The 13,012-nt window shown below is 69.5% G+C and carries 12 protein-coding genes; 10 read left to right on the top strand and 2 right to left on the bottom strand.

Annotated elements, in window-relative coordinates; translation table 11 throughout:
- Positions 1-97 precede the first annotated feature (97 nt).
- Genes F9C11_RS41455 through F9C11_RS41440 form a run of 4 tightly spaced genes read left to right on the top strand, consistent with a single transcriptional unit; the run spans position 98 to position 4,409 of the window.
- Positions 98-1,045: an ABC transporter substrate-binding protein gene (locus tag F9C11_RS41455; protein WP_409182784.1), complete on the top strand. Its 948-nt coding sequence runs from the start codon at positions 98-100 to the stop codon at positions 1,043-1,045.
- Positions 1,032-1,925 carry an amino acid ABC transporter permease gene (locus tag F9C11_RS41450; RefSeq protein ID WP_409182783.1) on the top strand — a complete coding sequence of 298 codons (894 nt, stop codon included), beginning with the start codon at positions 1,032-1,034 and terminating at the stop codon, positions 1,923-1,925. Before F9C11_RS41455 ends, F9C11_RS41450 begins: the two co-directional genes overlap by 14 nt.
- The gene (locus tag F9C11_RS41445) at positions 1,918-2,685 is read left to right on the top strand and encodes an amino acid ABC transporter ATP-binding protein (protein WP_409182782.1); all 768 of its coding nucleotides are present in this window, start codon (positions 1,918-1,920) and stop codon (positions 2,683-2,685) included. The genes F9C11_RS41450 and F9C11_RS41445 overlap by 8 nt, the downstream gene beginning before the upstream one ends.
- Entirely contained in the window at positions 2,682-4,409 is a 1,728-nt protein-coding gene (locus F9C11_RS41440; RefSeq protein WP_409182781.1) for an aminotransferase class V-fold PLP-dependent enzyme, read from the top strand. The genes F9C11_RS41445 and F9C11_RS41440 overlap by 4 nt, the downstream gene beginning before the upstream one ends.
- Positions 4,410-4,448: 39 nt before the next feature.
- Here F9C11_RS41440 and F9C11_RS41435 read toward each other — a convergent pair whose 3' ends face one another.
- Positions 4,449-5,615, bottom strand: coding sequence for a macrolide family glycosyltransferase (locus F9C11_RS41435; RefSeq protein ID WP_409182780.1), 1,167 nt, complete (start codon positions 5,613-5,615; stop codon positions 4,449-4,451).
- Between the two features lie 285 nt (positions 5,616-5,900).
- Here F9C11_RS41435 and F9C11_RS41430 point away from each other — a divergent pair, with 285 nt between their 5' ends.
- The 6 genes from F9C11_RS41430 (at position 5,901) to F9C11_RS41405 (ending at position 11,053) form a co-directional block, all read left to right on the top strand.
- The gene (locus F9C11_RS41430) at positions 5,901-6,803 is read left to right on the top strand and encodes an ABC transporter ATP-binding protein (RefSeq protein ID WP_409182779.1); all 903 of its coding nucleotides are present in this window, start codon (positions 5,901-5,903) and stop codon (positions 6,801-6,803) included.
- A complete protein-coding gene (locus tag F9C11_RS41425; RefSeq protein ID WP_409182778.1) occupies positions 6,800-7,534 on the top strand; it encodes an ABC transporter permease in 735 nt (244 codons plus the stop codon). The genes F9C11_RS41430 and F9C11_RS41425 overlap by 4 nt, the downstream gene beginning before the upstream one ends.
- Positions 7,535-7,588: 54 nt before the next feature.
- The gene (locus tag F9C11_RS41420) at positions 7,589-8,236 is read left to right on the top strand and encodes a hypothetical protein (protein ID WP_409182777.1); all 648 of its coding nucleotides are present in this window, start codon (positions 7,589-7,591) and stop codon (positions 8,234-8,236) included.
- Positions 8,229-8,534 carry a transcriptional regulator gene (locus F9C11_RS41415; RefSeq protein ID WP_409182776.1) on the top strand — a complete coding sequence of 102 codons (306 nt, stop codon included), beginning with the start codon at positions 8,229-8,231 and terminating at the stop codon, positions 8,532-8,534. The genes F9C11_RS41420 and F9C11_RS41415 overlap by 8 nt, the downstream gene beginning before the upstream one ends.
- A 1-nt stretch (position 8,535) precedes the next feature.
- Positions 8,536-9,855 (top strand): DNA polymerase IV, encoded by a 1,320-nt coding sequence (locus F9C11_RS41410; protein WP_409182775.1) that lies wholly within the window; start codon positions 8,536-8,538, stop codon positions 9,853-9,855.
- Between the two features lie 79 nt (positions 9,856-9,934).
- Positions 9,935-11,053: a CapA family protein gene (locus F9C11_RS41405; RefSeq protein ID WP_409182774.1), complete on the top strand. Its 1,119-nt coding sequence runs from the start codon at positions 9,935-9,937 to the stop codon at positions 11,051-11,053.
- Positions 11,054-11,532: 479 nt separating this feature from the next.
- Here F9C11_RS41405 and F9C11_RS41400 read toward each other — a convergent pair whose 3' ends face one another.
- Positions 11,533-12,555, bottom strand: coding sequence for a family 2 encapsulin nanocompartment cargo protein polyprenyl transferase (locus F9C11_RS41400; RefSeq protein WP_409182773.1), 1,023 nt, complete (start codon positions 12,553-12,555; stop codon positions 11,533-11,535).
- Between the last annotated feature and the right edge of the window lie 457 nt (positions 12,556-13,012).

The following is a 13,012-nucleotide window of genomic DNA, read 5'->3' as shown; positions in this document are numbered from 1 at the left end:
CCGCACGCTAGACGAGACAGAATTTCAACTGCTTGTTGACCTCTTTAACAACCAGTTGTAGCGTCCTGCGGAACCAACGACGTCCTGGAGGATCCGCATGTCGTCGCTTCGTTCCCGTGCCTGGCAGGCCGCGCTGCTGGGCGGCTTGCTCGTGTTCGCTGCCGCTTGTGGAGGAGGTCCTGACGGGGCCGGCGGCGGGCAGCAGCAGAAGCCGAGCGCTGTCCCGGACAACACCGCGTTGCTCGGGGCGATCAAGGCCGATCCGCAGCTCGCCGGAGCGTTGCCGCCGGCTGTCGGGCAGGCCAAGACCTTGCGGCTGGCCTCCAACATCCAGTCGGCTCCGAACAACTTCTACGCCGCGGACGGCAAGACGCCGATCGGCTACGAGGTCGATCTCGCCAAGGCGGTCGGGGCGAAACTCGGGGTGACCGTCCAGTACCAGGACCTGGCGTTCGGGTCGCTGATCACGAGCCTGCAGTCCGGCCGCGTCGATCTGACCATGGCCGCGATGAACGACACCAAGGAACGCCAGAAGCAGATCGACTTCGTCGACTACTTCTCGTCCGGCATCACGATCATGATCCGCAAGGGCAACCCGGACGGCATCACCGGGCCGGACACGTTGTGCGGCAAGAACGTGGCGGTCGTGCAGGGCACCAGCCACCAGAAGTTCGCCGCCGCGCAGAGCGCGAAATGCACCCAGGCGGGCAAGCCGGCCGTCACGGTCACCGCGACCGACAGCGACAACCAGAACCAGAACCAGCTGCGCACCGGCCGGGTCGCGGCGATCCTCAACGACCTGCCGAGCGCGGTGTACATCTCGCGCACGGCGGGCGACGGCAAGTTCTTCGAGGTCGTGCCTGGCCAGCCGATCGAGGGCGGGCCGTACGGGATGGGCTTCGCGAAGAGCAACTCGAAGCTGCGCGACGCCGTCAAGCAGGCGTTGCAGTCGCTCGTCGCCGACGGGACCTACGGCAAGATCCTGCAGTCCTGGGGCGTCGAGCAGGGCGCGATCAAGGAGGCGGCCGTCAATGGCGGAAGCTGAACCGCTGCCGATCGTCCGGCTGCGGCATTGGGGACGCTGGGTCAGCGCGGCAGTGATCGTCGCGCTGCTGGTGCTGCTGGGTTTCGCGCTCGCGCAGGCGCAGATCGAATGGGGCTCGGTACCCGACTTCGTCTTCTACCGCGTGATGGCGCTCGGCCTGCTCAACACCGTCGTGCTCGCGGTGCTCGCGCAGGCGATCGCGATCGTGCTCGGCATCCTGATCGCGTTGCTGCGGCTCAGCGCCAACCCGGTCGCGAAGTGGTTCGCGACGGTCTACATCTGGCTGTTCCGCGGGCTTCCGGTGCTGCTGCAGATCCTGATTTGGTACAACCTGGCCCTGATCTTCCCGACCTTCTCGATCCCGCTGCCGTTCGGCGGCTACCTCGTCCACGAGCCGACGAACGTGCTGATCAGCGCGTTCACCGCGGCCCTGCTCGGGCTGGCGTTGAACGAGAGCGCGTACATGGCGGAGATCGTCCGCGCCGGGCTGACCAGCGTCGACTCCGGACAGACCGAGGCGGCGAAGTCCATCGGCATGACGCCTGGCGCGACGCTGCGCCGGGTCGTGCTGCCGCAGGCGATGCGCGTGATCATCCCGCCGACCGGCAACGACTTCATCAACATGCTCAAGGGCACGTCGATGGCGTCGGTGATCGGGGTGACCGAGCTGATCCACGCGGCCAACAACATCTCGTCCAACAACCTGCTGGTGATGGAGACGCTGATCGCGGCGGCGATCTGGTACCTGGTCGTCGTCACCGTCGCCGGAGTCGGCCAGCACTACCTCGAACGATCGTTCGGGGCGGCTGACCGGAGCCCGGCGGCGCGGGTGGGGAAGGCCCTTAAGGGGATGCCGCTGGTGAGGGGTGCCCGTGTCTGAGCCGCTGCTGAAAGCTGTCGGGGTACGGAAGAACTACGGGCACACCGAGGTGCTCAAGGGAATCGATCTGGAGGTCCGCAAAGGACAGGTGGTGTGCCTGCTCGGGCCGTCCGGGGCGGGCAAGAGCACGTTTCTGCGCTGCCTCAACCATCTCGAAACGATCGACGGCGGCCAGGTCTGGGTCGACGGCGAGCCGATCGGGTTCAAGCTGCGCGGCGGCAAGCTGTACGAGCTGCGGGAGAAGGACGTCGCGCGGCAGCGCCGGGACATCGGCATGGTTTTCCAGCGGTTCAACCTGTTCGGGCACCGGACGGCGCTGGAGAACGTGGTCGAGGGGCCGGTGCGGGTGCTCGGCGCCGATCCTGCGCGGGCCCGGAAAGAGGCGCTCGACCTGCTCGACCGGGTCGGGCTCGCGGACCGGGCGGGCGCTTACCCAGGGCAACTGTCCGGCGGGCAGCAGCAGCGCGTGGCGATCGCCCGGTCGCTGGCGATGAAGCCGAAGCTCATGCTGTTCGACGAGCCGACGTCCGCGCTGGACCCGGAACTGGTCGGGGAGGTGCTCGCGGTGATGGGTACGTTGGCTCGGGAGGGGATGACGATGGTGGTCGTGACGCACGAGATGGCCTTCGCCGCGGAGGCCGCCGACGAGGTGGTGTTCCTCGCCGACGGCGCGGTGGTCGAAACCGGGCCGCCGGAGCGGGTGCTGAAGACCCCGGAGCACGAGCGGACGCGGCAGTTCCTCGCGCGGGTCCTCTCGTGACCCGGATCCCGCCGCGGTACCTGCTCCAGTTCGACGAGCCCGCGGGATACCTCGATTTCGCGCGGTTCGGGCCGCCGTCGCACGCCGTGCTCGACACGACCGCTCGGCTGCTGGAGGCGACGACCAAGGCCGGACCGTCCACTGTGGACGAGCTGATGCGGCAGGAGATCCGGGCGAAGGCGGCGGCCGCGCGGCTCTGCGGCAGCGACACCGACCACACCGTGCTGCTCCCGCACACCAGCCTCGGCCTGTTCCAGGCGGCGTTCAACAGCCACGGCGAAGTGCTCGTGTCGGCCGCGGAGTTCCCGGCCAACACGTATCCGTGGGCGCGCGCCGAGCAGGCCGGACGGGTGCGGATGCGGCGGCTGGAGGGCGGTTACGTCACCCCTGACCGTCTCGCGGAAGCACTCACGCCGGAAACCACGGTCGTCTCGGTGAGCGCGGTCGATTTCCGCACCGGTTATCGAGCCGATCTCGCCGCGTTGCGCGAGGTGGTGGGCGACCGGCTGCTGGTGGTCGACGGGATCCAGGGCTTCGGGATCGTCGACGCGCCGTGGGAGGTCGCCGACGTGCTCGTGGTCGGCGGGCAGAAATGGCTGCGGGCGGGCTGGGGCACCGGATTCGCGGTGCTGTCCGACCGGGCGCTGACGCGGATGGACCCGATCCTGTCCGGCTGGACCGGCGCGCGCGACCCGGGCCTGTTCGACAACGAGATCCATCCGGCCGATCCGACCGCGGCGAGCTGGTCGATCTCGAACCTCAGCCCGGTCACGTCCGGCGCGTTCGCGGCGGCGCTCGAACTGGTCGAGGAAACCGGCGTCGCGGCGATCGCGGGCCGGATCGACGAACGCGTCGGCGAGCTGGAGGACGTGCTGCGTTCGTTCGGCGCGGAGATCGTGTCGGCGACCGAGCGGCGGGCTGGAATCCTCGCGTTCTCCTTGCCGGGCAAGGCAGCCGAGCAGGTCGGCGCCGCGCTGACGGCGGCGGGGATCGCGGCGACAGTGCGTCCGGAGCACATCCGGCTGTCGCCGCACGCGTCGACCCCGGCGGCGGCTGCCGACCTCGTGCGGGATGCGCTGGAGAAGCTGCTGCGGCCTCGCCGGGTCGTGCCGGTCGCGTCGGCTTCGGGCACCGCGTCGCACGAGCTGCTCACCGCGTTGATCCCGGCGGTGGACGGGCTGGCGGCGATGCTCGGACCGGGCAACGAGGTGCTGCTGCACGACCTGTCGCGGCTGCCGGACTCGATCGTCGCGATCGCGGGGGACCTCACCGGCCGCTCGGTCGGCGGGCCGATGACGGATCTGCTGCTCGGGCTCGTCCGGCGCGGCACGACGCAGGACCTGACCAACTACCGCACGCACAGCCCGGACGGCCGCGAAATCCGTTCGTCCACGCTGTTTCTGCGCGACGCCGAGGGTACGGCGATCGGGTGTTTGTGCGTGAACAGCGAACTTCCCGCCGCGGCGCAGACGTCTGAGGAACGGCGGGAGGAGACGTTCCTGCCGGACGTCGACAGCCTGCAGCGGTTCCTCGTCGGACGCGCGATCGGGAAGTCCGGGATTCCGGTGGAGCTGATGAAGAAGCGGCACAAATCGGCGGTGGTCCGCGAACTGGACGAGGCCGGGTACTTCCTGATCAAGGACGCGGTGGACCATCTGGCCGGGCAGCTTGAGGTGACGCGGTACACGATTTACAACTACCTCAACGAGATCCGGGCCGGATAGCCGTGCCGCCCGGGCTTGCTGCCAAGCCCGGGCGGGCACTCAGCGCAGGAACCGCTCCACCGCGTCCGCGGCCGCGGCGATCCCGCCGTGGGCCCGGATTTCCGCACGAAGCTCGGCCAATCGCGCGGCGACGTGCGGCGAACTGCTGACCTCCTCGACGGCTTCGCGGAGGGACTTGGCGGTCACCTGGTCCGCGGGCAGGTGTTTGCCGACTCCCAACGCCTCCAGCCGCGCGGCGTTGCCGAACTGGTCGACAGCCTGGGGAATGGCGACTGTCGGGACGCCGTACCACAAGGATTCCGTGCAGCCGCCCATGCCGGCGTGCGTGATGAAGGCGGACGCGACGTCGAGGATCGCCAGCTGTGGCACCGTTTCGTGCACCTCGACCGACTCCGGCAGCGGGCCGAGGTCGTCCTTCGACACGTGCTTGCCGATCGAGAGCACGACGTGCCAGTCCTCGAATTCGGTACTGCAGTGGCGATAGATGTCCAGCTGGTCGTTGTACGCGGTGCCGAACGACACGAGCAGCACGGGTTTCCCGTCGGACGGCGGCGTCCAGTGCTCTGCCGCGCGCACCGGGTCGAGGCACGGGCCGACGAACTGGACGCGGTCCCGCGGCACGCGGTCGGCGTTCGGTTGCATCGCGCGCGGGATCAAGGACAGGATCGGCCCCGGTCGCGCGAGCCACGTCCAGGCGTCTTCGGCGATCCCGTTTTCCGCCAGCCACTCGGTGAACGTCCGGTGATAGTCCACTCCGGACGGCGAGGTGCGGATCGGTTCGAGGACTTCGGCGAGTTCTTCCTCGTAGCCGTCCCAGGCGACGTAGGTGGGCGACAGCTGCACCGCGGGCACGTCGTAACGCAGGCTGAGCAGCGGGGCGCCGAGGCCGCCGATGTCGTAGAGCAGCAGGTCCGGCCGGTCCTGGTCGAAGGTTTCGGTCAGCCGCGGGTGGATCGCGATCGCTTCGTCGAGGAAGACGCGCATCGCTTCGGCCGGGTCCTCCGGCCATTCCGCGTCCGGGCCGAGCGGGAAGATCGTGGGATGCGCGACGACGTCCGCGCCGGTCTCTTCGACCAGCTCGGCGAGCGGTTCCCCCACGACGTAGCTGACCCGGTGCCCGCGTCGCACTAGCTCGCGGATGATTCCCAGCGACGGATAAACGTGGCTCGGCGCGGAACAGCCGACCATGACGAGATGCTTGCCCATGAGGCGCGAGTGTCCTTTCCGGACGAGATGCGGTCCGGCACGCAGAGCGGGGGCCGCCCGGTGGCGGGCGGCCCGGAAAGTCGTGCCGGGATCAGGACTGGCGGCAGCGGGCGAAGATCGTCATGGACCGGGACGGTAGTGCGGCCGGTCTCGGGGAGCAACCGGATTAACCGGGCGCAGCCAGTGCGTGCTTGCCGCGGGCAACGACTCGACATCGCACACCACTTTTCAGCGCAACCAACTTTGTGTTACAAAGTACAGGACGGCGAAGCACTGGGGGACGAGATGACAGAAGCGTTCAGGCTGACCGGCCTGGTGAAGCAGTTCAAGCAGGTCCGCGCGGTCGACGGCATGTCCTTGACCGTGCGGCGGGGCGAGGTCGTCGCACTGCTGGGTCCGAACGGCGCGGGCAAATCGACCACGATCGACATGTTGCTGGGGCTCACCTCGCCGGACGAGGGGAGCGTCGAGGTGTTCGGCGGCGCGCCTCGGGCGGCGCTCGACTCCGGGCGGCTCGCGGCGATGGTGCAGAACGGGTTCCTGCTGCGGGACGTCACGCCTGCCGAGCTGGTCGAGCTGCATCGGTCGATGTTCCGGAATCCGCTCCCGGCCGAGGAGGTGTACGCCCGGGCCGGGATCGGGGAGTTCGCCAGGCGGCGGTGCGGGAAGCTCTCCGGCGGGCAGCTGCAGCGGGTCCGGTACGCGCTCGCTCTCGCCGGCGACCCGGAGCTGCTGATCCTCGACGAGCCGACGGCGGCGCTGGACGTCGACGCGCGGCGCGAGTTCTGGGCGTCGATGCACGAGTTCACCGCGACCGGGCGGACCGTCCTCTTCGCGACGCATTACCTCGCCGAGGCCGAGGACTACGCGGATCGCGTCGTGTTGATGCGGCACGGGAAGGTCGTCGCGGACGGGGCGGTCGACGAGGTGCGCGCGAACGTGTCCGGGCGAGTGATCAGGGCAGTCGTACAGGACGCCCGTACGGAAGCGTTGGCTGCGCTCGACGGGGTCGCCAGGGCAGTCGTACAGGGCGATCGTACGGAATTGGACTGCACCGACTCCGACCTGGCGATCCGGGCGTTGCTCGCGGCGTTCCCGCGGGCCAGCTCGATCGAGATCACCTCCGCGGGGCTGGAGGAAGCGTTCCTCGCCCTCACCTCCGACGAACCGCAGGGAGCGCTCCGATGAACCTCGTCTACCTCCGCTTGGAGATTCTGCGGATCGTCCGCAGCCCGCAGTTCGCGTTGTTCACCATCGCGGTTCCGCTCGGCATGTTCCTTCTGTTCGGCGGGCTGTTCGGCGACCAGGTCGGGGCGGGCGGCATCAAGGCCAGCGTCACGACGATGATCAACATGGGCGCGTACGGCGCGATGAGCGGCGCGTTGTTCACCGGCACCCGCGTCGCGACCGAGCGGACCGACGGCTGGCAGCGGCAGCTTCGGCTCACCCCGATGCGCGGACCCGGCTACCTCGCGGTGAAGATCGCGTCCTCGATGGCGATGGCGTTGCCGGTGGTTCTGGTGATCTTCGTGGCCGGTGCGCTGCGCGGGGTGGAACTCACGGCGGCGCAGTGGCTGCTCAGCGGGGTTTCGCTGTGGTTGGGCGCGCTGCCGTTCGCGGTGCTCGGACTGCTGCTGGGGCTGTTCGGCAAGGGCGACACGGTCGGTGCGATGACCGGTGCGTTGATGCTTCCGCTCGGCGTGTTCGGCGGGCTGTGGATGCCGCTCTCGTTCTTGCCGGAATGGATGACCGCGCTCGCGCATTTCTTTCCTACGTACTGGCTCGGCCGCGTCGGCACGCTGCCGGTGGATCACGCGGGCGGGCTCGGTCTCGCGGTGGGCGTGCTGGCGGCGTGGCTGGTCGTGCCCGCGCTCGTGGTGGTGCGGCGGTTCCGGCTGGGCCCGGTGAAAGTCGCGTGACGTGTTAGCTTCCGTGCTGCATGCGGGGTCAGTACGGGGGAAGGGCGGTCCGGGGTGAACAACGACGCGGGGGACCCCGTCGAGGACGAAGGCGAGTCGCTGTCCGCGGCGGAGTCGCTCGAACTCATCGCCCTTCAGCACGAGCGGACGCGCCGGGAGCTGCGAGTCAGCCCGGCGCGTCTGTTCGGCGTCTGGGCGTTCACCTGGCTCGTCGGCTGGGGACTCGTTTATCTCTCCGACGAGCGGGCGGCGGCGCTGCTGCCCGGCTGGGTCGCGGGGATCGTCGTCGCGGTGCTGATGATGGGCGCGATCGCGTACTCCGCTTGGCACGGCAGCAAACCCAGCCGGGGGATCCGCGGCCCGTCCAGGCGGATCGGCGCGATGTACGGCTGGGCGTGGGCGATCTCGTTCGCCGCGATGTGCCTGATCGACATCCGGATCACCAAGCTCCTCCCGGAAGGCTCGGATCTCGTGCCGTTGCTGTGGTCGGGAACGTCGCTGCTGCTGACCGGCGCGCTCTACCTCGCGGGCGGGATGGTGTGGCAGGACCTGCGGCAGTACTTCCTCGGCGGCTGGATCATCGTGTGCAGCGGGGCGAGCGTCCTGGTCGGCGTACCGGGCAACTTCCTCGTCCTCTCGCTCGCCGGCGGCGGCGGATTCGCGGTCGCGGCGCTGGTCTACGTGGTGCGGCCCCGTGGCTGACCTGCCGGAGCTGGACCCCGTCATCCACGCGCAGGCACGGCTGCGCGTCACGGTCGCGCTCGCCGGGCTGCGTCCCGCCGACCAGATCACCTTCCCGCGGCTGCAGCAGCTGCTGGAAATGACCGCGGGCAACCTCTCGACGCATCTGCGCAAACTCGAGGACGCCGAGTACGTCGAGATCACCAAGGCTTACGAGCACCGCACGCCGGTCACGCTGGTACGGCTCACGAGCAAGGGCCGCACCGCGTTCGAGACGTACACCAAGGCGTTGCAACGGCTCCTGGACGCTGGAACCTGACATGTCTCGTTGGGTCGTGCACCTGGACCTCGACGCGTTCTACGCCTCCGCCGAGCAGCTCACGCGGCCGACGCTGCGCGGACGCGCGGTGGTGGTCGGCGGCACCGGGCACCGTGGTGTCGTAGCTGGGGCTAGTTACGAATCCCGCGAGTACGGCGTGCGTTCGGCGATGCCGATGTCCCAGGCTCGCCGGCTGCTACCGGCTGGCGGCGTGGTGCTGCCGCCGCGGTTCCGGTTGTACGAAGTGCTGAGCAAGCAGGTGTTCGACGTCGTCGGCGAGGTCGCGCCGGTGCTGGAACGGATTTCCCTCGACGAGGCGTTCGCCGAACCGCCCGCGCTGGCTGGCGCGTCGGTCGAGCAGGTGACCGAATGGGCCGAGAATCTGCGGGCGCGGATCCGGGAACAGACCGGGCTGACCGCGTCGATCGGGGCGGGGACGGGGAAGCAGGTCGCGAAAATCGGTTCGGACCGGGCGAAGCCGGACGGCCTGCTCGTGGTCCCGCCCGGGACCGAACGCGAGTTTCTGGCGCCATTGCCGGTGCGCGCGTTGTGGGGGATCGGGCCGGTGGCGGAAGCGAAACTGCGCACGATCGGCGTGCTCACCTTGGGCGAGCTGGCGGCGTTGCCGGAGCCGGACGCGGTGTCGACGCTCGGCGGCGTCGTTGGTCGCGATTTGCGGCGGCTGGCAAGCGGATTCGACGATCGTCCGGTCGCGGAGCGCGGCGAGGCCAAGCAGGTGAGCGCGGAGACGACCTTCGACGTCGACGTGGTCGATCTCGTCCGATTGCGGGCTGAGGTAAGGAAAATCGCGGCTGGCGCGCACGCTCGGCTGGTGAAGGCGGGGCGGGTCGCGCGCACGGTGGTGATCAAGCTGCGGCACACGGACATGAGCACGGTGACCCGCTCCGAAACCACCGCGTCGCCCACCGACGACCTCGAACAGCTTGCGGCTACTGCGGAACGGCTGCTGCTCGACCCGCAGGAATTCGGCGGGGTGCGGCTGGCGGGTGTGGCGTTCAGCGGGCTTTCGGTGCCGCATCAGGACGCGTTGTTCAGCTTGACCGTGCCCGCTGCGACGGAGGAGCCGGTGGTCACTTCGGCCCCGTCGCCGGGCGGGAGCGCGCCGGTGTCGTCGTCGGGATGGCGGCCGGGCGACGACGTGGTGCACGCCGAGTACGGCACGGGCTGGGTGCAGGGCGCGGGGCACGGCCGGGTGACGGTCCGGTTCGAGACGCGCACGTCCGGTCCGGGGGTCGCGCGGACGTTCGACCAGACCGATCCCGCGCTGACTCGCGGAGAGCCCTTCGACTGCCTGGCCTGAGCATTTCGCCTGGTCACGACCGGGGTGTTAACCCACAAGAGTGATACGGAAGGATGTGCCGGGCAGTCGGGCAAAGGGGATGATGATGACGAACACCCGCCGCGCCGCCGCCCTCGCCGGGGTCGCGCTGATGCTGACGGCGTGCGGGAGCGAAGCCGCCCCGCGACGGTCCTCGGCCGGGCCGTCGTCGGTGGCCGCTTCGCCGGATTCGTTCACCGTCGTGGCGACCGGGGACGTGCTGATCCACCCGCGGCTCACCGAGCAGGCCGAGGCGGACGGCGGCGGGAAGATCGACTACCGGCAGCTGTTCGCCGGGGTCAAACCGCTCGTGTCCGGCGCGGATCTCGGGATCTGCCACCTCGAAACGCCGCTCGCGCCGGAAGGCGGGCCATACAGCGGGTATCCGTCGTTCAGCGCGCCGCCGGAGATCGCGGACGCGTTGAAGGACACCGGCTACGACACCTGTTCCACCGCGTCGAACCACACGCTCGACCAGGGCGCGGCGGGCGTTCAGCGGACGTTGGACAAGCTCGACCAGACCGGGTTGAAGCACACCGGCTCCGCGCGTTCGGCCGAGGAGGCGGGGAAACCGCTGATTCTGGACGTGCACGGGGTGAAGGTCGCGCAGCTGTCTTATTCGTTCGGGTTCAACGGGATCAAGCGGCCGGCCGGGAAACCGTGGCTGGCCAACGAAATCGGCCCCGACGAGATCCTCGCCGCGGCGCGCGAGGCGAAGGCGGCGGGGGCGGAGGTCGTGATCGCGAGCCTGCATTGGGGCGTCGAGTACCAGCACGAGGTGACGGCTGAGCAGAAGAAGCTGGCGCAGAAGCTGACGGCATCACCGGATCTCGACTTGATCGTCGGGCATCACGCGCATGTGGTGCAGCCGTTCCAGAAGGTCGGCGGGAAGTGGGTGGCGTTCGGGCTCGGCAATGAGGTCGCGCGGCACGACGAACCGCGCGGGTCCACGGAGGAAGGGGTCGCGGCGCGGTTCCGGTTCAGCCGCGCGGGCGGGAAGTGGGCGGTGGAGAAGGCGGAGTACGTGCCGACGCTGATCGACCTCGGGCCGCCGATCCGGCTGCGGGACTTGACGACCGCGCCGCCGACTCAGCGGGGGAAGGAAGCGCTCGCGAGTACCGACGAGGTGGTGCTTTCCCGGGGTGCTGGGGATGAGGGGTTGAGCCGCCCGGGACGGTGACGGGTCGGGGCTGATTTCGCTGTGGCGGTGGGTGCGTGGCGCGGGGCTGGTTTCGCTGTGGCGTTGGGGTGCGTGGCGCGGGGCTGGTGGTGTTGCGTTGGGTTTGCGCGCAGGTGCTCGACGGTGAGCGGGGATGTGCTCGGCCAGGCGGGATCAGGGCGATCGTCCTGGGCGATCGCCCTGGTTGGGCGACTGTCCTGAGGGGACAAGGGTTGAAGTCGGGGCGGTCGCCTGCCCCGGGCGATCGCCCTGGGCGGTCGCCCAGGGCGGGCTGTTGGTCAGAGCAGCGCGACCGTCCTAACTGGGCGGTTGGCCAGGGCAGGTGACCCGTCTTGGGTGGACGGTGGCTAGGGCAGACGATCGTTCAGGTCGGGCGACCGCCCTGGTCGGGCGACCGCCTTGGGCAAGTGACCCGCTCTTGGCGGGCGGAAGTTCAAGACAGGCGACCGCCCTGAACGGGCGACCGGCCAGAGTCCGGGTCAGTGGTCCCGGCGGGTGATCAGCTGGGCCAGCGCAGTCAGTTCGGCCGTTGCTCGCGGGGCTGGGTTGGCGGAGGTCAGGGCGGTCAGTGCGTCGGTGAGCAGCTCGTCTGCCTGGGCGTGGCTCCACGACCGGCCGCCGGCTTCGTCGATCAGGGTTGCGGCTTTGGCCAGGCGGTCGTCCGGCAACGGGTGCCGGTACAGCATCGCCAGTTCCTGGCCGGCTGAGGTGCCGGACGTGAGTGCGGCGACTACCGGGAGGGATTTCTTTCGGCTGCGCAGGTCCGAGTACACCGGTTTGCCGGTGACGGACGGGTCGCCCCAGATGCCTAGGAGGTCGTCTACGTGTTGGAAGGCCAGGCCTAGCGACCGGCCGAAGCGGCTGAAGCGTTCGACGTGTTCGCCTCGGCCGCCGACTACCAGTACTCCCAGCGTGCAGGCCGCGCTCAGCAGGGCCGCCGTTTTGCCCTCGGCCATTCGGACGCATTCCGCTACTTCGACGTTCGTTCGCTGTTCGAACGCCAGATCCTCGTGCTGGCCGTGCAGCAGGTCGAGCACCGCGGTGCTCAGGAGGCGGGCGGCGGCTGGGCCGTCGGGGGACAGGACGTCGAAGGCCAGCGCGAGCAGGGAATCTCCGGCCAGCACGGCTTGTCCGGTGCCGAAGACGGTCCACGCGGTGGGGCGATGGCGTCGGGTGCGGTCGCCGTCCATGACGTCGTCGTGCAGCAGGGAGAAGTTGTGCGCCAGTTCCACCGCGACCGCGGCGGGGATCGCGTCTTCCGGGTCTCCGCCGCAGGCCTCGGCGCACAGCAGAGCCAGCGCCGGGCGCAGGGCTTTGCCGCCGGACGCATTTGTCGGCGTCCCCGTCTCGTCCCACCAGCCGAGGTGGTAGCCGGCGATCCGGCGCATCGAGACGGGCAGCCGGTCCACCGCCGCGCGCATCGCCGGTTCCCATCGGCTCCGGCTCCAGTCCAGCACCTCGGCCACGGAGCGGGGGCCGGTGCGCGCGTCGACCGTCGTCATCGTTCTCCCGTTTCCGGACGCGGCGCGGCGGCCACAGTGGACAGTGCGGAGGGGCTCGGGACGGTCACTGCGAAACCACCTAACGTCGAAAACGCCGGGAACACAACGGAGCGGTGTTTTCCGGAAGAGGAATGCGAATCGTAAGCGGCGCCGCGCATCAACATAGCAAGGCGGATGATCTCGACAATCACTCGATCGGGTAGCCGGGTTCGATTCACCTGTTTGCCGAAGGTCCTTTTCGGACCTCGCGGGTGCTGTTGTCAGTCCGACAACCGAGGGCGCGTCACCGTGGGTCTGCTGCCGTAACCCGGACGTGGGCGCGCAGCTGGAAAACGAGGCACTTTCCCTTGCCGAGCAAGGGCGATCGGGGGAACGCGTAGGCGGCCGGTTGCTCCGATCCGGCGAACCGCGCGGGTGGTGGACGGCCACCCGGCTGAATCGCGGGTTTCGCCGTTGT

The organism is Amycolatopsis sp. VS8301801F10 (genome assembly GCF_046195355.1).
Classification (GTDB): Bacteria; Actinomycetota; Actinomycetes; order Mycobacteriales; family Pseudonocardiaceae; genus Amycolatopsis.
Note: the sequence above shows the minus strand (reverse complement) of the source record. Positions and strands in the feature narration are given on the sequence as shown.